Genomic DNA, 24,754 nt, shown 5'->3' on the forward strand with positions numbered 1-24,754 from the left:
CGTGCGGCTCAAGTGCATCAAGCTGGCGGGGTTCAAATCCTTCGTCGACCCGACCACGGTGAACTTCCCCAGTAATATGGCGGCGGTGGTCGGGCCCAATGGTTGCGGCAAGTCGAACATCATCGACGCCGTGCGCTGGGTAATGGGCGAAAGTTCGGCCAAGAACCTGCGTGGCGAGTCGATGACCGATGTCATCTTCAACGGCTCCACCAGTCGCAAGCCGGTGAGCCAGGCCAGCATCGAGCTGGTGTTCGATAACTCCGACGGCACCCTGGTGGGTGAATACGCGGCCTATGCGGAAATCTCCATTCGTCGCAAAGTGACCCGCGACAGCCAGAACAGCTATTTCCTCAACGGCGCCAAGTGCCGGCGTCGCGACATCACCGATATTTTCCTCGGCACCGGCCTGGGCCCGCGCAGCTACTCGATCATCGAACAGGGCATGATCTCCAAGCTGATCGAGGCCAAGCCCGAAGACCTGCGCAACTTCATCGAAGAAGCCGCCGGTATTTCCAAATACAAGGAGCGGCGGCGCGAGACTGAAAACCGCATTCGTCGCACCCACGAGAACCTGGCGCGCCTGACCGACCTGCGTGAAGAACTCGAACGCCAACTCGAGCGTTTGCATCGTCAGGCCGAGGCCGCGAAGAAGTACCAGGAATACAAGGGCGAGGAGCGCCAGCTCAAGGCCCAACTTTCGGCCCTGCGTTGGCAGGCGCTGAACGAGCAGGTCGGCCAGCGTGAGGCGATCATCGGCAATCAGGAAGTCAGCTTCGAAGCCCTGGTGGCCGAGCAGCGCAACGCCGATGCCGCCATTGAGCGCCTGCGCGACGGGCACCATGACCTGTCCGAGCGCTTCAATCTGGTGCAGGGACGCTTCTATTCCGTGGGGGGGGACATTGCCCGGGTCGAGCAGAGCATCCAGCACGGTCAGCAACGGCTGCGGCAGTTGCAGGATGACTTGAAGGAAGCTGAGCGGGCGCGCCTGGAAACCGAATCACACCTGGGACACGACCGCACCTTGCTGTTGACCCTCGGCGAGGAGCTGGACCGACTCACGCCGGAGCAGGAAATCACCAGCGCCGCCGCCGAAGAGGCTGCCGCGGCCCTGGAAGAAGCCGAACTGACCATGCATGGCTGGCAAGAGCAGTGGGACAGTTTCAACCTGACCTCGGCCGAGCCACGGCGTCAGGCTGAAGTCCAGCAGTCGCGCATCCAGCAGTTGGACACCAGCATGGAGCGCCTGGCCGACCGTCAGCGCCGCCTGTCTGAAGAGCGCGCCTTGCTCGCGGCGGATCCGGAAGACGCGGCGATTCTGGATCTGAGTGAGCAACTGGCGGCCAGCGAAGCCACCCTCGAAGACTTGCAAGCCAGTGAAGACGCCCAGGTCGAACGGCTTGAGCAACTGCGCCAGGCCTTGCTGCTGGCCTTGCAGAACCAGCAACAGGCCCAGGGCGAATTGCAGCGGCTCAATGGACGCTTGGCCTCGCTGGAAGCCTTGCAGCAAGCCGCGCTGGACCCGGGCACCGGCACCGCCGAATGGCTGCGCGACCAGCACTTGGCCGAGCGTCCGCGACTGGCCGAGGGCCTGAAGGTCGATGCCGGTTGGGAGCTGGCGGTGGAAACCGTGCTGGGTGCCGACCTGCAAGCGGTGCTGGTGGATGACTTCGCTGGCTTCGACCTGTCGGGTTTCACCCAGGGCGATCTGCGCCTGCTCAGCCCGGCTGGCGACGGCGTACGAATCCCCGGCAGTTTGCTGGACAAGGTCGAGGCCCAGGTCGACCTGTCGCCCTGGCTGGGGCAGGTCAAGCCGGTGGACAGCCTTGAGCAGGCCTTGGCCCTGCGTGGGCAGTTGGCGGCCGGCGAAAGCCTGATCAGCCGCGACGGGTATTGGGTTGGTCGGCATTTCCTGCGGGTGCGCCGGGCCAGCGAAGCCGAGAGCGGCATGCTCGCTCGGGGTCAGGAAATCCAGCGCCTGAGTGCCGAGCGCGAAGAGCGCGAGGCCAGCGTCGAAGCCCTGGAAACCGAATTGCAAAACCTGCGGGCGCAGCAGCGTCAGCAGGAGAACGGCCGCGAACACCTGCGTCGGCTGCTGCAGGATGAAGCGCGCCAGCAAGGCGAGCTCAAGGCGCAGTTGTCGGCCGGCAAGGCTAAAGTCGAACAGCTGGCGCTGCGCCGCACCCGTCTGGAAGAAGAAATCACCGAACTGGGCGAGCAACGGGCGCTGGAGCACGAACAGATCGGCGAGGCGCGCTTGCAACTGCAAGAAGCCCTCGATGCCATGGCGCTGGACACCGAGCAGCGCGAGCTGCTGCTGGCCCAGCGTGACAGCTTGCGAGAACGCCTGGACCGAGTGCGCCAGGAAGCACGCCAGCACAAGGACCATGCTCATCAATTGGCGGTGCGCTTGGGCTCGCTCAAGGCCCAGCACGATTCCACGCGCCAAGCATTGGAACGGCTGGAAATGCAGTCCGAACGCCTGACCGAAAAACGCGAGCAGTTGAGCCTCAATCTGGAGGAGGGCGAAGCGCCGCTGGAAGAGCTGCGCCTCAAGCTCGAAGAGTTGCTCGACAAGCGCATGAGCGTCGACGAAGAGCTCAAGACGGCGCAGATCGCCCTGGAGGATGCCGACCGTGAACTGCGCGATGCCGAAAAGCGCCGCAGCCAGGCCGAGCAGCAGTCGCAACTGATCCGCGGCCAGATGGAACAGCAGCGCATGGAGTGGCAAGCCCTGACGGTGCGGCGCAAAGCTTTGCAGGACCAACTGCTGGAAGACGGCTACGACCTCGACGGCGTGCTCGCCACCCTGGTGACAGGGGCGAACGAGAAGGACGCCGAGGAGGAACTGGAGCGCATTGCCCAGCGCATCCAGCGCCTGGGGGCAATCAACCTGGCGGCCATCGACGAGTACCAGCAGCAGTCCGAGCGCAAGCGCTACCTGGACGCCCAGAACGACGATCTGGTGGAAGCGCTGGAGACTCTGGAAAACGTCATTCGCAAGATCGACAAGGAAACCCGCAACCGCTTCAAGGATACCTTTGATCAGATCAACGGCGGTTTGCAGGCACTTTTCCCAAAAGTTTTCGGTGGTGGCAGCGCCTATTTGGAACTGACGGGCGAAGATTTACTCGATACAGGAGTGACAATCATGGCGCGTCCTCCTGGCAAGAAGAACAGCACCATCCATTTGCTCTCCGGTGGCGAAAAGGCACTGACCGCGCTGGCCCTGGTCTTTGCCATCTTCAAATTGAACCCGGCGCCGTTCTGCATGCTCGACGAAGTCGACGCGCCACTGGACGACGCTAACGTAGGCCGTTACGCACGGCTGGTGAAGGAGATGTCTGAAACGGTGCAGTTCATCTACATCACCCACAACAAGATCGCCATGGAAATGGCCGATCAGTTAATGGGCGTGACTATGCATGAGCCGGGCTGTTCGCGGCTGGTGGCGGTGGATGTGGAGGAGGCCATGGCCATGGTGGATGCTTGAAAAAGGGTTTGTAGGGTTTCTACCTGGAACGCTGTAGGTATTTTTTACCCTGGGCCTGTCGTTCAAATCACAGTTTGGGCACAAGCCTGTGCGACAGACGGTGTAAAGTTATCTTTGGTCGTGCTAGTTTAATGTCAATTTTTCGTATGCGTGGGCAAAATGCCATTCAGAACATAGAGTTGGCACCACGTTTTAAAGCGGTTTGCAAATAGCTAAGCCCCTTATTTTTCAGCATTTTTATAGAGGCACGGGATTACATGGAAATCGGTCTGCGCGAGTGGCTGATCGTCATCGGCATCATTGTCATTGCCGGTATTCTTTTCGACGGCTGGCGTCGTATGCGCGGCGGCAAGGGGAAACTGAAGTTTCGCCTGGATCGCAGCCTGTCGAACCTGCCCGATGAGGATGACAGCGCCGAACTGCTGGGCCCGCCGCGGGTGCTGGACACCCACAAGGAGCCGCAGCTGGACGAACACGACTTGCCGTCGATGAGCGCGCCTGCCCGTGAGCCACGGGAGTCGGGTTCCAAGCGCGGCAAGCGCAATAGCGAGCCATCCCAGGGTGATTTGAACCTGAACCTCGACCTGGACGGTGGGCCGAGCTTCAGCAGCCGCGACAACGATTTCCCGGACGAGAACAAAACCTCGAGCGCCGACAAAGACCAGGCCCAGGCTGAGGAAGTGCTGGTGATCAGCGTGATCTGCCGCGACCCGGCCGGTTTCAAGGGGCCGGCGTTGCTGCAGAACATCCTGGAAAGTGGCCTGCGTTTTGGCGAGATGGACATTTTCCATCGTCACGAGAGCATGGCCGGCAATGGCGAGGTGCTGTTTTCCATGGCCAACGCCGTCAAGCCTGGCGTGTTCGACCTGGACGACATCGATCATTTCAGCACGCCGGCGGTGAGTTTCTTCCTCGGTCTGCCGGGCCCGCGTCATCCCAAGCAAGCCTTCGACGTGATGGTGGCCGCGGCTCGCAAGTTGTCCCAGGAGCTCAATGGCGAACTCAAGGATGATCAGCGCAGTGTGCTGACCGCCCAGACGATCGAGCACTACCGCCAGCGCATTGTCGAATTCGAGCGCAGGGCATTGACCCAGAAGCGCTGAGGCCAAAGATCGCCGGCCTGTAGGAGCTGTCGAGTGCAACGAGGCTGCGAGCTTTTGATCTTTCGCTCACGACCCAATCGTCAGTGGTAAGATCGCAGCCTCGTTGCACTCGTCAGCTCCTACGCGCCTACATGCGATCGAAGTATTGAGAATGAGCAGCCTAGGCTGCTCTTTTGCTTTATGAGAGAACACCCATGAACGCCGTCGAAACCCGTATTCAACAGCTGCGCACCGAGCTGGATCAGCACAACTACCGCTACCACGTCCTCGACGAACCGAGCATCCCGGATGCCGAGTACGACCGCTTGTTCCACGAGCTCAAGGCCCTGGAGGAGCAGCACCCGGAGCTGGTGACCCGTGATTCCCCGACCCAACGGGTCGGCAGCGTGGCGCTGTCGGCGTTCAGCCAGGTGCGCCACGAGATCCCGATGCTCAGCCTGGGCAACGCCTTCGACGAAATCACCCTGCGCGAATTCGACCGGCGGGTGACCGAAGGCCTCGACCTGCCCGTGGGCGATTTGCTGGGCGGTGGTGCGGCGGTGGAGTACAGCTGCGAACCGAAGCTCGATGGCCTGGCGGTCAGCCTGTTGTATCAGGACGGTATGCTGGTGCGTGGTGCCACGCGTGGTGATGGCACCACGGGCGAGGACATCAGTGTCAACGTGCGTACCGTGCGCAATATTCCCCTCAAGTTGCAGGGCAGCGGCTGGCCGCCTCTGCTGGAGGTGCGCGGCGAGGTGTACATGTCCAAGGCCGGCTTCGAGCGCCTCAACGCTACGCAGTTGGAAGTGGGTGGCAAAACCTTCGCCAACCCGCGCAACGCGGCGGCGGGGAGCCTGCGCCAGCTGGATTCCAAGATCACCGCCAACCGCCCGCTGGAGTTCTGCTGCTATGGTATCGGCCAGGTGACCGTGGACATTGCCGATACCCACATCGGCAATCTCAAGCAGCTCAAGGCCTGGGGCTTGCCCATCAGCCGTGAATTGAAGCTGGCCCACGGTATTGACGAATGCCAGGATTACTACCGCGACATCGGCGAGCGGCGCAATGCGTTGCCTTATGAAATTGATGGGGTGGTGTTCAAGGTCAACAGCATCGCCTCACAGCGCGAGTTGGGTTTCCGTGCCCGGGAACCGCGTTGGGCCATCGCTCATAAATTCCCGGCCTCAGAAGAACTCACCGAGTTGCTCGACGTCGAGTTCCAGGTCGGCCGCACCGGCGCTGTCACGCCCGTGGCGCGCCTCAAACCGGTCAAGGTCGCTGGCGTGACCGTGGCCAACGCTACCTTGCACAACATGGACGAAGTGGCGCGCCTGGGTCTGATGATCGGCGACACCGTGATCATCCGCCGTGCCGGCGATGTGATCCCGCAAGTGGTGCAAGTGATCACCGAGCGCCGCCCGGACGATGCCCGCCTCGTGGAGATCCCCCGGCAGTGTCCGGTGTGTGGTTCCCACGTCGAGCGCACGCAACTGATCAAGCGCAGCAAGGGCCGTGAAACCATCAGCGAAGGTGCGGTGTATCGCTGCGTCGGTCGCCTGGCCTGTGGCGCGCAACTCAAGCAGGCGATCATTCACTTCGTCTCGCGTCGGGCCATGGACATCGAAGGCCTGGGCGAGAAGAGCGTCGAGCAACTGGTGGATGAAGGCCTGGTGGGGTCGCCCGCCGATCTGTATGCCTTGACCTTCGAACAGGTGGTCGACCTGGAAGGCTTTGCCGAACTGTCGAGCAAGAACCTGCTGGCCGCCATCGTCGACAGCAAAAAGCCGAGCCTGGCGCGCTTCATCTATGCCCTTGGCATCCCGGACGTGGGCGAGGAGACCGCCAAGGTCCTGGCTCGCTCCCTCGGTTCCCTGGAACGCGTGCAGGCGGCCTTGCCCCAGGTGCTCACCTACTTGCCTGACGTCGGCCTGGAAGTGGCCCACGAGATTCACAGCTTCTTCGAAGACCCACACAACCGCCAAGTGATCAAGGACCTGCTGCGCCACGGTCTCGAGATCCAGGACCAAGGCGAGCTGGGCGCCGAGTTCTCCGCCAGCACGACCCTGGGCGGCTTTCTCGACAAGCTGAACATCCCTTCGGTCGGCCCGGGAGGGGCGCAGAAACTGGCAGATAAATTCGGTTCACTCGAGGCGGTGATGAACGCCGACTGGCTGGACATGCGCCAGGCGTTGCCGGAAAAGCAGGCCAATGCCGTGCGCGAGTTCTTTGCCGTTGCCGCCAATCGTCAGCAGGCCGAGGCAGCGGAACAACAATTGCGCGACTTTGGCATGCATTGGCAGAGCGAGAAGAAAGTCGTCGAAGGCTTGCCCGAGGCAGGTCATACCTGGGTGCTGACCGGTTCGCTGGAGTTGATGAGTCGCGACGTCGCCAAGGACAAGCTGGAGAGCCTGGGGGCCAAGGTCGCCGGTTCCGTGTCGGCGAAAACCCACTGCGTGGTGGCGGGGCCGGGTGCTGGTTCGAAATTGACCAAGGCCAATGAGCTGGGCCTCAAGGTGCTGGATGAAGAGGCGTTTGTTGTCTTCCTGAGTCAGCATGGCATCACGGTTTAACCATGAGCTTTCCCTCGGGCGACATTCATGCTCTTGTGGCGAGGACGCTTGCTCCCTCGCCGCGGTTCATTGGGCGCTATGGCGCAGGGCGGGGAACGATCGGCTCTTGGCGATGATCTAGTCTTGCAGGCTCCAGGGAGAGATCGCCATGTACCGCTTCTTCGAACAACTGAGCTCACGCATCGCCGCGCCGTTCCTGGGGGATCGTTCACGTAACAGCAAAGTCTGGCCGTGCCGCTGTGGTCAGTCATTGTTCTTTCGCAACAGCCAATGCCTGGCCTGCCTGGCGGCGCTGGGTTATCAACCCGAGCAGAGTCGCCTGAGCTCCTTGCAACCCGGCGAGCAAGCCGGGACTTGGACACTGGACGCCGATCCCCAAGCCGGGCTGTTTCGCCGTTGCGCCAACCTTGACACCCCGGCGGCCTGCAATTGGCTGCTGCCGGACAATGGGCGCGATACCCTGTGCATCGCTTGTAGCCTGAATCGCACCATTCCTGACCTGTCGATCCCGGAAAATCCCGAACGCTGGTGCAAGGTCGAGACCGCCAAGCGTCGACTGGTCGGGCAGTTGATTACTTTTGGCCTGCCGGTCATCCCGAAAACCGTCGACGAAAGCATCGGTTTGGCGTTTGATTTCATCGGTGTCGATCCCGACGGCACGCCACCCACCACCGGTCACGCTAGTGGACTGGTCACCCTCGACATCAAGGAAGCTGACGACGCCCATCGCGAAAATATGCGCCAGCAGATGCGTGAGCCGTATCGCACCTTGCTCGGGCATTTCCGGCATGAGGTGGGGCACTACTACTGGGACCGGCTGGTCGCCAACAGCCATTGGCTCGAGGCGTTTCGCGAGCTGTTCGGCGATGAGCGCGCCAGCTACGCTCAAGCCCTGGAACGGCACTACCAGCAAGGCGCGCCGCAGGACTGGCAAACCTGCTACGTCAGCGCCTATGCCACTATGCACCCATGGGAGGACTGGGCGGAAACCTGGGCCCATTACCTGCACATGATGGACGCGGTGGACACTGCTCTGGGTTTCGGTATGAGCGCCCGGGAAATGGATTTCGACTACCAGCCGTTCCCGCCCGAAACCCTATACGATTCCGAGCGCGCTGGCGGTGCGGCCTTCCTCTCGTTCGTCAACGCCTGGATCGAACTGGCAGGCATGCTCAACGAACTGTCCCGCAGCATGGGTCAACCGGATTTCTACCCGTTCGTCGTACCGGCCGCCGTTATTACCAAGCTGCATTTCATTCATCTGGTGATCCAGGAGGAGGGTGGCCGGGCGGATGAGGTGCTGTTGTAGTTTTGCTCGCGCGGCGAATGGATTGAACATCCAAGTCGGTATTGAACGTATCAAGTGCATTGCCCGCTCTTCATGAGAGGTTGGCAAAGTTAAGTGATACCATTTGTTTTGATTATACCTGTCGTTCATATTTTCCTTTAGCATGAAAGCCGCCATGGATGATGGCTTTTTTATTAGGGAAGATACGATGGAAAATAATGATATGGATGCAATGGTGGTAGTGCCTAACGCGCCACGCAGGCTTTCCCAGGCCGGGCAAAGCCGATACACGATCATATTGGCTTGGCAGATCCCGGATAATATCCGCCCCGACCAGATTGCCGCGCACACCTTCAGGGTGCAGGCTGTGGCGGGTGGTGAGGGAGAATTTGTCCCTGCAACCAGAGTGCGGCCGGATCACCGTGGCTGGTATCGACATGAGATCGGCGTCAGCGGGGCAGCCCGGCCGGTTTATTTCAATGTTCAAGTTCGAGCTCAAGCGCTCAATGGCGAGTATGGGCCGTTCTGCCCGGTAGTCGTCTGTAAAACCTCGTCGTGATTGAGAGAAATTTCAGCAATAACGTCCACTATTTTTAGTGGGCGTTATTGCCTTTGCCGGAAACCAATCTGCTGGCGAAAGAAAAACGATTGATGGTCGTTAAATAATAAAATTGGCAGTTGCTGAGGTTTAATGTTGATAGCTATTTGGAGGGTTAGTTGTGAGTGCCTAGTGTCCGGTATCACAAATGCTGTTCCTTTTTGACGTGGCTGTTGTTGTCATGCTGCGTGCCGCTCCTCGCCATAGCGGGCCATGACTCGTCGCGTCCAGACGACAACAGCCATTCGTCAAAAAACGAACGTATTTGCGACACAGGACACTAGTGCAAGCATTGATGTTGAATGTACCGACGCCTTCGCGAGCAAGCGGTGGGTCAGCTTGCAACCATGGCTAATGGGCCGACGTCATCGCGAGCAAGCTTTGTTCCCACGGCAAGTGCTTGAACACCTTCAGTTTTTTAATCCGGCACGAACGGTTGTAACTTCCCACCAGATAGGTACAATGGCGCGGCTCGCCGTCAGGCGGGCGTCGTTATGGTGACCCCATCGGTCCCCCCGCAACGATTACCCGTGAACCTGGTCAGATCCGGAAGGAAGCAGCCACAGCGGGAACATTGTGTGCCGGGGTGTGGCTGGTGGGGTTGCCTCCATAACGCTCAGGCCTTCGTTCGCAAGGTCTGCCAAATTCAAAATTTCTTTTTGTGTTGCTGATCGAGTCGATCAGTGCGTTCTGCTGTTCAGGTTTTGGCCAGGCAGGACAGGCCGAAGTCAAAGAGAAACCCGGCCTGCCTCCCATCGACAGTCCCGGCTTCTCTTTCACATCTGCATCAAGGCTTGGACAAGGCCTGATCGACCGCTGCGATCAGCTTTCCCAGGTCCTTGGAGGTGGCTTTGTGTATGACGCCGAACAGATACGCTCGCTGTTCGTCCTCATTACCCATGTCGGCAAAAAAGGCTTTCAGCTCTACATCCAGCACATTGGCAAGCAGGAACAAGGCTTCGACGCTGGGGGTGTAGGTGCCGGTTTCGAAGCGGCTGATGGTTTTGGGGTCGAAACCGGTTTTTTCGCCAAGTTCAGCCTGAGTAAGCCCCGCTACTTTGCGGTAGCGTCTGATGGCCGGACCCAAACTTGAAATTCGCATCGCTTAATTCCCATTTAGAATCAAGAACTTAACGATAGATTTTCGCATTAGGCAACCGCGTGATCCATCACCTTGCTTTGCAAAGTGTGATGTGTTTCGTAGAATCGGCCTTTGGCACGGGTATTTGGTGACCTGCTTCAGGCGCCGGAGTGTGTACAGAGACCGGGTCTTGCGTTTCTTGCCGTGATACAAGGCAAGGGCTGAAGCCCTCCCTTAGCACCGCCAGAAGCCCGCGCTCCAGCTTTTCTCAAAGTGTTTGAGCCTAGTTGATTTTCGCCTGTCTTGAAGGCGGTGCAACCGCGCGCGACAAATGAGCCTGACTCATGGATGACTGCTTCGATGGATAAGAAGTACCGCAGAGCCGTTGACGCCGCCGCGATTTTTTCCGAAACCGATCTGAGCGGGCGCATCACCTACGTCAACGATCAATTTTGCAGCCTTTTTGGTTACCGGCGCGATGAGTTGCTGGGCGTGAATCATCGGCTGCTCAATTCCGGTGAGCACCCTGACGAATTCTTCAACAGCATGTGGCGCACTATTGCCCTGGGCCAGGTTTGGAAAGGGGAAATTTGCAACCGGGCCAAGGACGGTACGCTGCACTGGGTCGACACCACCCTGGTGCCGGTGATTGATGACGAGACAGGGCAAATCGAACGCTACCTGGCGATTCGTTTCGACGTCAGCGAGAAGCGTCGCCTGCTGCATTCGCTGCAATGGCGGGTAGGTCACGATGTGCTGACCGGATTGCCCAACCGCACTTATCTGTCCGATCTGTTGGATCAGGCCCTGGCGTTTTCCCGGGCGGAGAACCTGCCCCTGGCGGTGTGCATGCTCGACCTCGACGGCTTCAAGGCGGTCAATGACGGTTATGGCCATGCCAGCGGTGATCGGCTGCTGGTGGAGGTCGCCAGGCGCCTGCGCAGTATCGTGCGTGGCGAGGATGTGGTGGCGCGGCTGGGTGGGGACGAGTTCGTGCTGGTGCTGCGCCATGTGCGTGGGAAGGATGAGTTGCACGCCGCCTTGAACCGGGTGTTGATCGCCGTTTCCATGCCGTATGGCATTGACGGGAAGGACATCAAGGTCTTTGCCAGTATTGGCGTCACACTGTTTCCGTGGGATAACGAAGACGCTGAGACGTTGTTGCGCCACGCCGACCAGGCGATGTACGTGGCCAAGCAAAGCGGGCGCAATCGTTTCCACTTGTTTGATGTGTCCCGGGACAAGGAAGTGCGCGCCACTTACCAGACAGTCGAGCGGGTCCGCCAGGCGCTGGCCGATAATGAACTGCGGCTGCATTTCCAGCCCAAGGTCAATATGCGTCATGGCACCGTGGTTGGGCTTGAGGCGCTGCTGCGCTGGAAGCATCCGCAACGCGGCCTGGTACCGCCTCGGGAGTTCCTACCGCTGGTGGAAGAGACCGACCTGATCGTCGAGATCGGCGAGTGGGTCATGGAGCAGGTATTGACCCAGTTGCAGCAATGGCTGCAAGCGGGGCAGGGTTGGCCGGTGAGCATCAATATCTCGGCGCGGCATTTCCAGCGGGCGGACTTTGTCGAGCGGCTGCGACAGGTGCTGGAACGGCATCCGGCGGTACCGCCACGCCTGTTGGATCTGCAGATTGTCGAATCTGTCGCGGTGGAAAACCTTGCCCACGTCAGCGCCTGCCTCCAGGCCTGCCATGCTCTGGGCGTGGGGTTTTCGCTGGGCGGTTTCGGCACGGGCTACTGCTCGCTCAACGATCTCAAGCATCTGCGCACGCAAACCATCAAGATCGACAAGACCTTTGTCCGCGACATTCTCCACGACCGCGACGACCTGGCACTGACCGAAGCGGTGATCGGCCTGGCTCGGGCGTTTGGCCGTGAGGTGGTTGCCGAAGGGTTGGATAGCCTTGAGCATGGTCAACTGCTGTTGAGCCTGGGCTGCGAGGTGGCACAAGGTTATTTCATCGCTCGGCCCATGCCACCCGAACAGATACCCGGCTGGGTGCAGGGGTTCATCCCGCCTTCGCAATGGCAGCAGCGGCCCGGCGATCAGGGGGAGGGCGCCTCGCTCCTGGCCTGCGATGCGTCACTGCGGCCAGTGTAAAGCTGGATGATCGCGTCGATTTCCCCGGATGTTTTCATGTCCAACAAGGTACTCAGAATGCGTTGTGCTGGAATGTTCGGGTCGTTGCGCACATAACAGCTCAACTGCTGTTCCTGAAGCACTGCCACTTCATGGAGCTGCCGATCAGCGGTATGACGTTGATTGAACCAGTCCAGCGCCCATTGGTTGCTGATCCCGTAGCGATAACGTCCGGCCAGCAGTTTCGCCAGCACTTGTTCCTGGCTGCGGGCATCGTCGCGGTGCAGTCGGCTGCGGTCGAACCAGGGTTGCAAGGTCGGGTAGCTATAGCCGAGTACCGTGCCGATGGGCTGCTCCGGCAGCGTGGCTATTGTGACCGCCGCAGGGGCGCTTGCCGTGGCGACGAGCAGGTCGCGCTGGAAAAACAACGGGATGCTCCAGAGGTAATCGCCACTGTCCTCCAGCCAGTCGGGGCTGACGTAGCAACGCATGTCGATTTCGCCGTGTTTCATCGCGCCGTCGAGGCGGGCGCGGGACAGGACATGGAATTGCGCCGGCAGCCCCACCTGGGTCGCCAGGCTGGTCATTATATCGGGAAGGATGCCCTGGGTCGGGCGCCCTCGTTCGATCTGCACCATGGGCATCGCCCAGCTGTCGGTAACGGCGAAACGCAAGGGTGCTTGCTCGGCAAAGCAACTGGTACCCAACAACAGCAAAGCCCCCATGGCTGAACGCATAAACTCTCCTGACTGTGCAAAACCGTGTCGACAACCGGGTTTCTGATCCAATCTTAGTCAGATTAGACGAGCACACCGGATGCAATTTCGCCCCTGCTCCGCTAGCATTAGCCGCTTATGTTCCTTCGTTGCGACGGTTTTCGATGAGTTATCAGGTTCTTGCACGTAAATGGCGTCCGCGCTCGTTCCGCGAAATGGTCGGCCAGACCCATGTGCTCAAGGCTCTGATCAATGCCTTGGACAGCCAGCGGCTGCACCATGCCTACCTGTTCACCGGTACCCGTGGCGTGGGCAAGACCACCATCGCGCGGATCATTGCCAAGTGCCTGAACTGTGAAACCGGCATCACTTCCACGCCTTGCGGCGAGTGCTCGGTCTGCCGGGAAATCGACGAGGGCCGTTTCGTCGACCTGATCGAGATCGACGCCGCCAGCCGCACCAAGGTCGAAGACACCCGCGAGCTGCTCGACAACGTGCAGTACGCGCCGAGCCGTGGGCGCTTCAAGGTCTACCTGATCGACGAAGTGCACATGCTCTCCAGCCATTCCTTCAATGCGCTGCTCAAGACCCTCGAAGAACCGCCACCCTACGTCAAGTTCATCCTGGCGACCACCGACCCGCAGAAACTTCCTGCAACGATTTTGTCGCGGTGCCTGCAGTTCTCCCTCAAGAACATGACGCCGGAGCGGGTGGTCGAGCACCTGACCCACGTACTGGGCGTAGAGAACGTGCCCTTCGAGGATGATGCGCTGTGGCTGCTGGGCCGCGCCGCCGATGGTTCGATGCGCGACGCCATGAGTCTGACCGACCAGGCCATCGCTTTCGGTGAAGGCAAGGTCATGGCTGCGGATGTCCGGGCCATGCTCGGCACCCTCGATCACGGCCAGGTTTATGACGTTTTGCATGCGCTGATCGAAGGCGACGCGAAAGCGTTGCTCGAAGCGGTGCGCCACCTGGCCGAGCAGGGCCCGGACTGGAATGGCGTGCTCTCGGAAATCCTCAACGTGCTGCACCGGGTCGCCATCGCCCAGGCCTTGCCTGATGGCGTCGACAACGGCCACGGCGACCGTGATCGCGTACTGGCCCTGGCCCAGGCGTTGCCGGCCGAAGATGTGCAGTTCTATTACCAGATGGGCCTGATTGGCCGTCGCGACCTGCCCCTGGCACCAGATCCGCGCGGGGGCTTCGAAATGGTCCTGCTGCGAATGCTGGCGTTCCGGCCAGCCGACACGGCGGACGCCCCGAGGCAAGCGCTAAAGCCAGTGGGGATCAGCCAGGCCACAGCTGATTCCGCCAAGCCAGTGGCTGGCGCGCCAGTCGTTGCGCCGGCAGTGGCTTCGGCTCCGGTAGCACCGGCACCTGTGGCGCCACCGGCCCCGACACCTGTTGTTGCGGCCCCTGAGCCAGAACCTGAACCGGTTGTTGAGGTGCTGTCAGACTCTGTCGCCGAAGCCGTCGTCGATCTGCCCTGGAACGATCCGGTCGAGCCTGAGGTTGCCCAGCAATCTGCCGTGGAGCCGGTCTTGGAGACCATCGCCGAGCAGCCTGAGTTGCCGCCGATGCCTTTGCCGGCGCCCGACAGCGTGGTGCCCGATGCGCCGGAGTGGGTTGCCGCGGCGGTGCCCGAACCGACCGTGGCCGACGTCGATGTCGCCACGCCAGGCATCGACCAGGACGACGAACCGCCGCTGGACGAGGATTACATCGAGCCAGACATGGATTCGGCCTACAGCTACCTGGACGAACTGGCCAGCGAGCACGCCGCGGAGCCGGCCCCCGAGCCTGAGCCGGAACCCGCGGCGATGCCGGCCACCGGGCTGGCCCTGCAATGGCTGGAGCTGTTTCCTAAACTGCCGATCAGCGGCATGACCGGTAGCATCGCCGCCAACTGCACGCTGATCGCCGTGGAAGGCGACCACTGGCTGCTGCACCTGGACCCGGCCCACAGCGCCCTGTTCAACGCAACCCAGCAACGTCGCCTAAACGATGCGCTGAACCAGTATCACCAACGCACCCTGACGCTGACCATCGAGCTGATCAAGCCCGAGCAGGAGACCCCGGCCCAGGCCGCGTCCCGGCGCCGTGCCGACCGTCAGCGCGAAGCCGAGGAGTCGATCCACGGCGATCCATTCATCCAACAGATGATGCAACAGTTCGGCGCCGTGGTCCGTCACGATACTATTGAACCTGTCGAGGCCCCGGTCATCCAGGGCTCATAACTGAAGGCGCCGGGCCGAACGGGCCGGGCGCGTTGTTTATCCAAGTACTTTCGAGGTGATTTCCATGATGAAAGGTGGCATGGCCGGCCTGATGAAGCAGGCGCAGCAGATGCAGGAAAAAATGGCCAAGATGCAGGAAGAACTGGCCAACGCCGAAGTCACCGGCAAGTCCGGCGGCGACATGGTGACCGTGGTCATGACCGGTCGCCACGACATCAAGCGCGTCAGCATCGACCCAAGCGTGGTCGAAGGCCTGAGCGAAGACGACAAGGAGATGCTCGAAGCGCTGTTCGCCGCCGCCGTCAATGACGCGGTGCGCAAGATCGAAGCCAACAGCCAGGACAAGATGTCTGGCGTGACGGCCGGCATGCAAATGCCGCCGGGCATGAAACTGCCGTTCTGATTCGCCATCCTGGTCGGGATGGGCTACACACAATGCCAGGCATCGCGCCTGGCATTTTTGTTTCTGTCATTGGAGCGGGCGGTGGCCGAAATCATACCTGGGGGAGCCAGGCTTGCCCGCGATGAACGATGACGTGCGGCTCCGGCGAACCGAGGTGTCTGCATCGCGAGCAAGCCTTGCTCTCACAAGTACCCGCTGAACACACATCGAACGCCGCCCCCTCGGCAATGGTCTGCTCCCTATACGTGCTACTCAACGATCAAGGAGACGCTTCCATGTCACAAGCATCGACCTCCAACCAGCGCATCGTCCTGGCCTCCCGTCCTCACGGCGCCCCGACCCCGGACAACTTTCGTCTGGAGCACGTGACGCTGCCGGAGCTGGCGCAAGGGCAGATCCTGCTCAAGACGCAGTTCCTTTCCCTGGATCCGTACATGCGCGGGCGAATGAGTGACGCGCCTTCCTACGCTGCTCCGGTAAAAATCGACGAGGTGATGACCGGCGGCGCCGTCAGCCGCGTGGAACGCTCGATGCACCCGAAATTCCAGGAGGGTGATCGGGTGGTGGGAGCCACCGGTTGGCAGAGCCACAGCATCAGCGACGGACGCAACGTGATGCCCATCCCTTCGGGGCTGCCGAGCCCGTCGATGGCCCTGGGCGTGCTGGGCATGCCGGGCATGACCGCTTACATGGGGCTGATGGACATTGGCCAACCCAAGGCCGGGGAGACCCTGGTGGTCGCGGCGGCCTCAGGTGCGGTGGGCTCGGTGGTCGGCCAGGTGGCGAAGATCAAGGGCCTGCGTGTCGTCGGCGTCGCGGGTGGCAGCGAGAAATGCCAGTACGTGGTCGACGAGCTGGGATTCGACGCCTGTGTCGACCACAAGAGCCCGAGTTTTGCCCAGGCGCTGGCGCAGGCTTGCGACAAGGGCATCGATATCTATTACGAAAATGTCGGGGGCAAGGTGTTCGATGCCGTCGTGCCATTGCTCAACGCCAAGGCGCGGATCCCGCTCTGTGGCCTGATCGCTTCCTACAACGATCATCAGGCACCGAGCGGCCCGGATCGCTTGCCGCAACTACAGCGCACCTTGCTGAACAAGCGCGTGCGGATCCAGGGGTTTATCGTGTTTGATGACTACGGTGACCGTCAGCCGGAGTTCATCAGCGCCATGGTCCCTTGGGTGCGTGATGGCAAGGTCAAGTTCCGTGAGGACGTGGTCGATGGCCTTGAGAATGCGCCACAGGCGTTTATCGGCCTGTTGGAAGGGCGCAACTTCGGCAAGTTGGTGGTGCGGGTCGCGCAGGATTGAGTATTTGACGCTAATCGGAGGCGCAGGTATAAACCGCGTCTCGTTGTTATGTCGGACATTTCCTCCATGAGCTTCAGCCCTTTGATTCGCCAACTGATCGATGCCCTGCGAACGTTGCCGGGCGTGGGTCAGAAAACTGCCCAGCGCATGGCGTTGCAATTGCTTGAGCGTGATCGCAGCGGCGGTTCGCGTCTGGCCCAGGCCCTGAGCCAGGCCATGGAAGGCGTAGGGCATTGCCGTTTATGCCGCACCCTCACCGAAGACGACCTCTGCCCACAATGTGCCGACCCGCGTCGAGACGACAGCCTGCTCTGCGTGGTGGAAGGGCCGATGGATGTGTATGCGGTCGAGCAGACCGGTTTTCGTGGCCGTTATTTCGTGCTCAAGGGCCATTTGTCACCGCTCGACGGCTTGGGGCCTGAAGCCATCGGCATTCCACAGTTGATTGCGCGGATCGAAGAAGCGGGTACGTTTACGGAAGTCATCCTTGCTACGAACCCGACGGTCGAAGGCGAAGCCACCGCCCATTACATCGCCCAACTGCTCAACCACAAAGGCCTGATCGCCTCGCGCATCGCCCACGGCGTACCGCTGGGTGGGGAGCTCGAGTTGGTGGATGGCGGGACGCTGGCGCATTCGTTTGCGGGGCGCAAGCCGATCGCGTTGTAACAGCAACACAACCCCCTGTGGGCGCGAGCAACCCCGCACACACACATTCGGTTCGATTATCGTTCGTTGATTATTTTTCGCTGAGCGAGAACTGCGTCAGGCAGAACGTGGCAATCCCCATGTCTTCCAGGCGCTGGGATCCGAGCAGTTCCGGCAAGTCGATGATCGCCGCGGCTTCATGGACCTTGGCGCCCATGCGGCGGATCAGGTTGGCAGCGGCGATCAGCGTGCCGCCAGTGGCGATCAGGTCATCGAACATCACCACCGAATCACCCTCGCACAAGCTGTCGGCGTGCACTTCAAGGAAGGCTTCGCCGTATTCGGTCTGGTAACCCTCGGCCAGTACATCAGCCGGCAGCTTGCCTTGCTTGCGAAACAAGATCAGCGGCTTGTTCAACTGATAGGCCAGGATCGAGCCAATCAGGAAACCCCGCGCATCCATCGCGCCGATGTGAGTGAACTCGGCCTCGACATACCGGTGGGCGAAACTGTCCATGACCAGCCGCAGGGCGGTCGGGGATTGGAACAGGGGGGTAATGTCGCGAAAGATCACGCCGGGCTTGGGGAAATCGATCACCGGGCGAATCAGGGATTTGATATCGAAGGAGTCAAAAACCATCGTGGAGGTGTCCTGGCTGAGCTGCAAACGCGGCAGTATAGCGCGGCTGGGCACATCTCTCAGCCGCGCAGGCGCCTCAGCCGTCGATCGAGCCGCCGGCCAGGGCGCAGAGCTGGATCGGGTCGAGAATGTGAATTTCCTTGCCTTCGGCGGCAATCAACTCGTTCTGTTGGAAACGGGTGAATACCCTGGATACGGTTTCCACCGCCAGGCCCAGGTAGTTGCCGATTTCGTTGCGCGACATGCTCAAGCGGAACTGGTTGGCCGAGAACCCGCGGGCGCGAAAGCGTGCCGAGAGGTTGACCAGGAACGTGGCGATACGTTCGTCGGCGGTTTTTTTCGAAAGCAGCAGCATCATTTGCTGATCGTCACGGATTTCCCGGCTCATGACCCGCATCAACTGGCGGCGCAGTTGCGGCAGCTGTATGGCCAGTTCGTCCAGGTGATCGAAGGGAATTTCGCACACCGAGGTGGTTTCCAGCGCTTGGGCCGAGACCGGATGGGATTCGGTGTCCATGCCGGACAGGCCTACCAGCTCGCTGGGCAGGTGGAAGCCGGTGAGCTGTTCTTCGCCGCCGTCGCTCAGGTTGAAGGTCTTCAAGGCGCCCGAGCGCACCGCATAGACCGAATCGAAGGTATCGCCCTGGCGAAACAGAAACTCGCCTTTCTTTAACGGTCGGCCGCGTTTGACAATGTCGTCCAGCGCGTCCATATCCTCTAGGTTCAACGAAAGTGGCAGGCAGAGGGGGGCCAGGCTGCAATCCTTGCAATGGGCCTGGTTGTGGGCGCGCAGTTTGACTGGCTCGGACATTTCTTAAATCCTTGTGGGAAATCACGCATAGGACGTAAGGGTACCCCAGAGCAGACAGTCCGGCCAGCGTGGTTTCGTCGTCAAATTGTCGCGCTCAGATGACTCGGGAGAAGCGTTGGCGATTGTGCTGCTCCAGATAAGCATCGAATACCATGCACACCGATCGCACCAGCAGGCGCCCGGCGGGCAATACCCGGATGTGGGTGTTATCCAGTTCGATCAGCCCATCCGCAGCCATGGCCTGCAATTGTGGCCACTGCGGCGCGAAGTAACCGCGAAAATCGATGTTGAAGGTTTGCTCGATCTCGGCGAAAGGCAGGTGGAAATGACAGATCAACTGCTGGATCACCGCGCGCCGCAGCCTGTCGTCAGCGTTGCAGATCAGCCCGCGACTGGTCGCCAGTTGCCCGTCGGCGAGAGTGTTCTGGTAATGGTTCAGGTCACTGCTGTTCTGGCAGTACAAATCGCCGATCTGGCTGATGGCTGACACGCCAAGGCCGATCAGGTCGCAATGGCCATGGGTGGTGTAGCCCTGGAAATTGCGCTGCAACGTGGCCTCTTCCTGGGCGATTGCCAGTTCGTCGTCGGGCAGGGCGAAGTGGTCCATGCCGACATAGCGGTAACCGGCGGCGGTCAGTTGTTCGATGGTGCCTTGCAGCATTGCCAGTTTCTGCTCCGGGGTCGGCAACTCCTGGCTGTTGATGCGCCGCTGGGGCATGAAGCGTTCCGGCAGATGGGCGTAGTTGAACACCGAGACCCGGTCCGGTTGCAGGAGGATGACTTCCTGGACGGTGCGGGCGAAGTTTTCCGGGGTCTGCTTGGGCAGGCCGTAGATCAGGTCGATGTTGATCGAACGGAACTGCAAGGTCCGGGCGGCTTCGACCACAGCACGGGTTTCTTCCAGGCTTTGCAGGCGATTGACGGCCCGTTGCACCGCCGGGTCAAGGTCTTGCAGGCCGATACTGACCCGGTTGAAGCCCAGTTCCCGCAGCAGGCCCATGGTCGACCAGTCGGCTTCCCGGGGGTCGATTTCGATGCCGTAGTCGCCGGAATCGTCGTCCAGCAGGTTCAGGTGCTTGCGCAGCTTGGCCATCAATTGGCGCAGTTCGTCGTGGCTGAGGAATGTCGGGGTGCCGCCGCCAAAGTGCAACTGTTCTACGCGCTGGGTGGGGTCCAGGTGGCAGCCGATCAGTTGGATTTCCTGTTCCAGGCGTTGCAGGTAGGCGTGGGCGCGGCCGCGGTCCTTGGTGATGACCTTGTTGCAGGCGCAGTAGTAGCAAATGTTCGCGCAGAACGGTATGTGCACGTACAGCGACAGCGGCCGCTGGGCCTTTCGGCTGTCGCGCAGGGCATGGAGCAGGTCAAAGGTGCCCACCTGGCTGCCGAACTGCGCCGCAGTGGGGTACGAGGTGTAGCGTGGTCCCGCCAGGTCGTAACGGCGGATGAGATCTGAATCCCAACAAATGGTGTCGAGCATGCGGGCATTCCCCGGATAGACTGGCATGGGGCGAGTCTAGGGGGGCGTGGGCGCGGCCGTTTTGATTTGCGTCAACGGGCGAGGGTTGAGTCAGGGCCAATCGCGAGCAGGCCCGCTCCGACAAAAGTGTTGCGTACACCCACGATCAAGTGTGTGCGAGCTTGCTCGCGATTGGGGTGACTCGATCAATGCCCCATAAGCCAATGCTGATGTGGCCCCGGCAGTGTCCATACCCCGAAAATAATCACCAGCAACCCACCGGTCACGCGCACGCTGCGTTTGCGCAGCAGGGCAGTGATGCGCTCGGCGGCCAGGCCCGTGGCGAGCAGCACCGGCCAAGTGCCCAGGCCGAAGGCGAGCATCAGCAACGCGCTGTCCAGTGCATTGCCCTGGCTGGCGGACCACAACAGGGTGCTGTAGACCAGGCCGCACGGCAGCCAGCCCCATAGCGCGCCGAGCAGCAAGGCACGAGGCAGGCTCGACACCGGCAGCAAACGGTTGGCGACGGGTTGGATGTGTCGCCACAAGCCACGCCCCACACCTTCGATGCGGGTCAGGCCGCTCCACCAGCCCGCCAGGTACAGGCCCATGGCGATCAACAGCAAGCCGGCCAGAACTCGCATGATCATTGCTGCCGGGCTGTTGGACACGGCCCAACCGGCGAGGCCAATCAACAACCCGGCGGCGGCGTAGCTCAGGATCCGCCCCAGGTTGTATACCAGCAGCAACCGAAAGCGCCGACTGCGCTGGTCCTTTGGGATCGCCAGGGTCAGGGCGCCCATCAGGCCGCCGCACATGCCCAGGCAGTGCCCGCCGCCGAGCAGGCCAAGGATGACCGCCGAAACCAGCAGGGGGGCCAGGTCAAGCATGGGGCGGAGCCTTGTCGTCCGGCTTGCGGGCCTCGCCACTGGCTTCGTCCACCGCGGCCTTGTGGTTCGGGTCCTGATCGTCGAACAGAATGCTGTGGGCCGGACCGTCGAGGTCGTCGTACTGGCCGCTGTCCACGGCCCAGAAGAAAATGTACACGGCAATGGCCACGATCAGCAGCGCGGCCGGGATCATCACGTAGAGAGCTGGCATGTCGGAACTCCATGCCCGCGCGGCTCAGGCCGGTTGCGGGCGGGTATCGGGCGTGGCGTCGAAAACCTGCGCCTTGGGCTGACGCGTCAGCCTCAGCGCATTCAACACCACGGTCAGCGAACTGATGGACATGCCGATCGCGGCCCATACCGGCGTAATCCAGCCGAGGGCGGCGAACGGCAACATGAGGCCATTGTACAGTGCTGCCCACACCAGGTTCTCGATGATCACCCGCCGGGTGCGCCGAGCCAGGCTGAAGGCGTGGATCAGGGCGTCGAGGCGGTTGGACAGCAGCACCGCATCGGCGCTGGTCTTGGCCAGATCGGTGGCCGAGCCCATGGCGACACTGATGTCCGCGGCCGCCAGCACCGGAACGTCGTTCACCCCGTCGCCGAGCATCAGCACCTTGCGGCCCTGCTGGTGCAACTGTTGCAACACGGCCAGTTTATCGTCCGGGCGCAAACCGCCGCGGGCTTCATCGATGCCCAGTTCGGCGGCGACACTGGCAACCATGGGCGAACTGTCACCTGACAACAGCAGCGTCCGCCAGCCCCGTGCCTTGCAGGCCGCCAGCAGCGCCGGGGCATCGGCGCGCAAGCGGTCATCGAGGACGAACCAGGCCAGTGGCCCGGATTCATCGCCCAGCAATAGCCATTGCCCGGGTTCGTCCGGCATTTGCGGTACGGCGGCGCCACTCAGTTCGCAGACAAAACCGGCCTGGCCGATGCGCAGGCGCTGTTCGGCCACCAAGCCTTCCAGCCCCAGTCCCGGGGTGCTTTGCACCTGTTCGGCGGCCAATGGCGCGCGGCCGAAGGCGCGGGCGATGGGGTGCTCCGAGCGGTTCTCCAGGGCGGCGGCCAAGCCCAGGCATTGATCACTGTCGAGGGCCGTCAATGGCCGAATGGCGCGCAACGCCAGGCGGCCTTCGGTGAGGGTGCCGGTCTTGTCGAAAATGACCGTGTCGATCTGATTCAGACCTTCCAGCACATGACCGCGCGTCAGCAGCAGGCCCAGCTTGTGCAAGGTGCCGGTTGCGGCGGTGAGGGCGGTCGGCGTGGCGAGGGACAGCGCGCAAGGGCAGGTGGCGACCAGCATCGCCAGGACGATCCAGAACGCGCGCGAAGCGTCCAGTTGCCACCACACCAGCCCGATGACGGCAGCGGCGGCCAAGGAGAACAGCAAGAACCATTGGGCGGCGCGGTCGGCGATTTCCGCCAGTCGTGGCTTCTCGGCCTGGGCCCGCTCCAGCAGCCGCACGATGGCCGACAATCGGGTGTCTTGCCCGAGAGCCAGCACCTCAACCGTCAAGGCCCCTTCGACGTTCAGCGTGCCGGCGGTGACCGCGTCGCCCACTTGCCGAGGTTGTGGCAGGTATTCACCGGTCAGCAGCGATTCGTCGATGCTGGACTGGCCATCGAGGATCCTGCCGTCGGCCGGCAGGACCGCCCCGGGATGCACCAGTACCCGGTCACCGGTGCGCAATTCGCTGAGCAGGATGCGTTCACTCTGGCCGTTATCCTCCAGGCGCAGGCACGAGGCCGGCAACAGATTGACCAGTTGGGCGGTGGCGGCCGCCGTGCGCTCCCGGGCCCGGCGTTCCAGGTAGCGGCCGGCCAGCAGGAACAGGGCGAACATGCCCACGGCATCGAAGTACAGCTCACCCACGCCGGTGATGGAAGTCCAGATCCCGGCGACATAGGCGCCGCCAATGGCCAGGGACACCGAAACGTCCATGGTCAGGTGCCGGGTGCGCAGGTCGCGCATCGCGCCCTTGAAGAACGGCGCACAGCTATAGAACACGATAGGTGTGGTGAGGAACAGCGCGACCCAGCGCAGGATGGTGTGCATCTCCGGGCTCAGGTCGATGTTGAATTCCGGCCAGGTGGCCATGGTCGCCATCATCGCCTGGAACCAGAGCAGACCGGCTACACCCAATTGGCGCAGGGCCAGGCGGTTTTGTGCGGCGAGTTGTTCACAGGCCTGGTCGGCCTGGTACGGGTGCGCTACGTAGCCGATCTGGCGCAATTCGGCGAGCAGCGTGCTCAGCGGCAGTTGAGCGTCGGCCCAGCGTACATGCAGGCGGTGATTGGACAGGTTCAGCCGCGCCTCGGCCACGGCGGGCAGGCTGCGCAGTTGTTTTTCGATCAACCAGCCGCAGGCGGCGCAACTGATGCCTTCCATCAATAGGGTGGTTTCGGCCAATTCGCCTTCATGGCGTACGAATGATTGCTGCACGTCGGGGCGATCGTACAGGGCCAGTTCATCGGTCAATTGGACGGGCAGGGACTCGGGATTGGCCGACGCTTCACTGCGATGCTGGTAATAACTTTCCAGGCCGCCGGCGACAATGGCTTCAGCCACCGCCTGGCAGCCCGGGCAGCACAGCTCGCGGGTTTCACCGAGGACAACGGCGGTGAAGCGACTGCCAGGAGGAACGGGCAGGGCGCAGTGGTAGCAGGGCTGTGGAGTGGTCATGGTTGTCGCATGAAGGCCTGGCATAGTGGGTTTGCAAGGGGTATACGGATTGTGGGAGCTGCCGAAGGCTGCGATCTTTTGATCTTTTGATCTTTTGATCTTTTGATCTTTTGATCTTTTGATCTTTCGCTTGAGACTCAATTGTCCGGGGAAAGATCGCAGCCTCGCTTCGCTCGGCAGCTCCTACAGGGGCTGTTGACCCGCTTATTTTTTCAGGTCTTCAGCGCCTTGCAGCGGTTCATCACCGAGCAGGACGGCCTGGTCATGGTTGATCTGCTCTTCTTCGAACAACCGCCAGGTCTTGTCGTTCTCGACCCCCAGCAATTCGACAAAGCGCCGGCCTTCGATCTTGTTCGTCAACTGGCCGACGTAACGCCCCGGTTCGCTGTCGTTGCGGGTCAGGACGACCTTGCGATCCTTTTCCGGCTGGGTGGGTGAGATCAGGTTCAGTTCCAGGGTCTGGGGCCGGCTGTCGCCGCTCAGGCGCAGGTTCACTTCGCCGGTGACGTCATCCAGTTGCACGTTGGCATGCAATTGCAGGGTCTGGCCCAGCAGTTCGCGCTCCAGGGAGCGGTTGATGCCTTTGCCGGCTTCGTAATAGTTGTCGTTGACCAGATTGTCCGGGTTGTTCACGGCGATGGTCACCATGGTCAGGCTCAGTGTGACCGAGCAGGCCAAAATCCCAATGATGATCCACGGCCAGAGGTGCTTGTACCAGGGGCTGGTGGCGGTTGCTGCAGGCATGTTCAGTTCT

General features: G+C 61.4%; 19 protein-coding genes and 1 other RNA gene. 11 read left to right on the forward strand and 9 right to left on the reverse strand.

The window, feature by feature from the left end; translation table 11 throughout:
- Nucleotide 1: 1 nt before the first annotated feature.
- The 6 genes from smc to ffs all read left to right on the forward strand — a co-directional run bounded on the left by smc (nt 2) and on the right by ffs (nt 9,632).
- On the forward strand, nt 2-3,490 hold the full coding sequence (gene smc / locus AACY31_RS11035; protein WP_339476750.1) for a chromosome segregation protein SMC: 3,489 nt from the start codon (nt 2-4) through the stop codon (nt 3,488-3,490).
- Between the two features lie 257 nt (nt 3,491-3,747).
- Nucleotides 3,748-4,593: a cell division protein ZipA gene (gene zipA, locus AACY31_RS11040; RefSeq protein ID WP_339476753.1), complete on the forward strand. Its 846-nt coding sequence runs from the start codon at nt 3,748-3,750 to the stop codon at nt 4,591-4,593.
- 194 nt (nt 4,594-4,787) lie between these two features.
- Nucleotides 4,788-7,145: an NAD-dependent DNA ligase LigA gene (ligA, locus tag AACY31_RS11045; protein WP_339476755.1), complete on the forward strand. Its 2,358-nt coding sequence runs from the start codon at nt 4,788-4,790 to the stop codon at nt 7,143-7,145.
- A 148-nt stretch (nt 7,146-7,293) separates the two neighbouring features.
- Nucleotides 7,294-8,454 carry a zinc-binding metallopeptidase family protein gene (locus tag AACY31_RS11050; RefSeq protein WP_339476758.1) on the forward strand — a complete coding sequence of 387 codons (1,161 nt, stop codon included), beginning with the start codon at nt 7,294-7,296 and terminating at the stop codon, nt 8,452-8,454.
- 154 nt (nt 8,455-8,608) lie between these two features.
- Nucleotides 8,609-8,992, forward strand: coding sequence for a hypothetical protein (locus AACY31_RS11055; RefSeq protein ID WP_339476761.1), 384 nt, complete (start codon nt 8,609-8,611; stop codon nt 8,990-8,992).
- 543 nt (nt 8,993-9,535) lie between these two features.
- An RNA gene (ffs, locus tag AACY31_RS11060) (signal recognition particle sRNA small type) lies at nt 9,536-9,632 on the forward strand.
- A 186-nt stretch (nt 9,633-9,818) separates the two neighbouring features.
- Here the strand turns inward: ffs and AACY31_RS11065 are convergent.
- Nucleotides 9,819-10,133, reverse strand: coding sequence for a helix-turn-helix domain-containing protein (locus AACY31_RS11065; RefSeq protein ID WP_339476763.1), 315 nt, complete (start codon nt 10,131-10,133; stop codon nt 9,819-9,821).
- A gap of 339 nt (nt 10,134-10,472) precedes the next feature.
- Here AACY31_RS11065 and AACY31_RS11070 point away from each other — a divergent pair, with 339 nt between their 5' ends.
- Nucleotides 10,473-12,221 (forward strand): putative bifunctional diguanylate cyclase/phosphodiesterase, encoded by a 1,749-nt coding sequence (locus tag AACY31_RS11070; RefSeq protein ID WP_339504462.1) that lies wholly within the window; start codon nt 10,473-10,475, stop codon nt 12,219-12,221.
- On the opposite strand, the gene AACY31_RS11075 is transcribed toward AACY31_RS11070, so the two are convergent.
- Complete coding sequence (locus tag AACY31_RS11075) at nt 12,167-12,937, reverse strand: substrate-binding periplasmic protein (protein WP_339476767.1); 771 nt, start codon at nt 12,935-12,937, stop codon at nt 12,167-12,169. The two genes, AACY31_RS11070 and AACY31_RS11075, sit on opposite strands and share 55 nt — an antisense overlap.
- A 143-nt stretch (nt 12,938-13,080) precedes the next feature.
- Between AACY31_RS11075 and dnaX the strand changes: the two genes are divergently transcribed.
- The 4 genes from dnaX (at nt 13,081) to recR (ending at nt 17,538) form a co-directional block, all read left to right on the forward strand.
- A complete protein-coding gene (gene dnaX, locus AACY31_RS11080) occupies nt 13,081-15,156 on the forward strand; it encodes a DNA polymerase III subunit gamma/tau (protein ID WP_339476770.1) in 2,076 nt (691 codons plus the stop codon).
- Between the two features lie 64 nt (nt 15,157-15,220).
- Nucleotides 15,221-15,559, forward strand: a complete 339-nt coding sequence (locus tag AACY31_RS11085; protein ID WP_339477066.1) for a YbaB/EbfC family nucleoid-associated protein — start codon at nt 15,221-15,223, stop codon at nt 15,557-15,559.
- A gap of 275 nt (nt 15,560-15,834) precedes the next feature.
- The gene (locus tag AACY31_RS11090; protein WP_339504464.1) at nt 15,835-16,869 is read left to right on the forward strand and encodes an NADP-dependent oxidoreductase; all 1,035 of its coding nucleotides are present in this window, start codon (nt 15,835-15,837) and stop codon (nt 16,867-16,869) included.
- A gap of 66 nt (nt 16,870-16,935) precedes the next feature.
- On the forward strand, nt 16,936-17,538 hold the full coding sequence (gene recR, locus AACY31_RS11095; protein ID WP_339491295.1) for a recombination mediator RecR: 603 nt from the start codon (nt 16,936-16,938) through the stop codon (nt 17,536-17,538).
- Nucleotides 17,539-17,608: 70 nt separating this feature from the next.
- Here the strand turns inward: recR and AACY31_RS11100 are convergent, their stop codons facing one another.
- The 7 genes from AACY31_RS11100 to AACY31_RS11130 all read right to left on the reverse strand — a co-directional run bounded on the left by AACY31_RS11100 (nt 17,609) and on the right by AACY31_RS11130 (nt 24,744).
- Nucleotides 17,609-18,157 (reverse strand): adenine phosphoribosyltransferase, encoded by a 549-nt coding sequence (locus tag AACY31_RS11100; protein ID WP_122567915.1) that lies wholly within the window; start codon nt 18,155-18,157, stop codon nt 17,609-17,611.
- A 76-nt stretch (nt 18,158-18,233) separates the two neighbouring features.
- The gene (gene fnr / locus AACY31_RS11105) at nt 18,234-18,968 is read right to left on the reverse strand and encodes a fumarate/nitrate reduction transcriptional regulator Fnr (protein ID WP_339476781.1); all 735 of its coding nucleotides are present in this window, start codon (nt 18,966-18,968) and stop codon (nt 18,234-18,236) included.
- 94 nt (nt 18,969-19,062) lie between these two features.
- The gene (gene hemN, locus AACY31_RS11110) at nt 19,063-20,445 is read right to left on the reverse strand and encodes an oxygen-independent coproporphyrinogen III oxidase (protein WP_339491294.1); all 1,383 of its coding nucleotides are present in this window, start codon (nt 20,443-20,445) and stop codon (nt 19,063-19,065) included.
- A gap of 185 nt (nt 20,446-20,630) precedes the next feature.
- Complete coding sequence (locus AACY31_RS11115; RefSeq protein WP_339504466.1) at nt 20,631-21,314, reverse strand: sulfite exporter TauE/SafE family protein; 684 nt, start codon at nt 21,312-21,314, stop codon at nt 20,631-20,633.
- Complete coding sequence (gene ccoS / locus AACY31_RS11120; protein ID WP_003183505.1) at nt 21,307-21,525, reverse strand: cbb3-type cytochrome oxidase assembly protein CcoS; 219 nt, start codon at nt 21,523-21,525, stop codon at nt 21,307-21,309. Before ccoS ends, AACY31_RS11115 begins: the two co-directional genes overlap by 8 nt.
- A gap of 24 nt (nt 21,526-21,549) precedes the next feature.
- Nucleotides 21,550-24,000 carry a heavy metal translocating P-type ATPase gene (locus tag AACY31_RS11125; RefSeq protein WP_339476788.1) on the reverse strand — a complete coding sequence of 817 codons (2,451 nt, stop codon included), beginning with the start codon at nt 23,998-24,000 and terminating at the stop codon, nt 21,550-21,552.
- 204 nt (nt 24,001-24,204) lie between these two features.
- Nucleotides 24,205-24,744: a FixH family protein gene (locus tag AACY31_RS11130; RefSeq protein WP_339476791.1), complete on the reverse strand. Its 540-nt coding sequence runs from the start codon at nt 24,742-24,744 to the stop codon at nt 24,205-24,207.
- Between the last annotated feature and the right edge of the window lie 10 nt (nt 24,745-24,754).

It is taken from the genome of Pseudomonas sp. RL_105y_Pfl2_101, from assembly GCF_963970585.1.
Taxonomy (GTDB): Bacteria; Pseudomonadota; Gammaproteobacteria; order Pseudomonadales; family Pseudomonadaceae; genus Aquipseudomonas.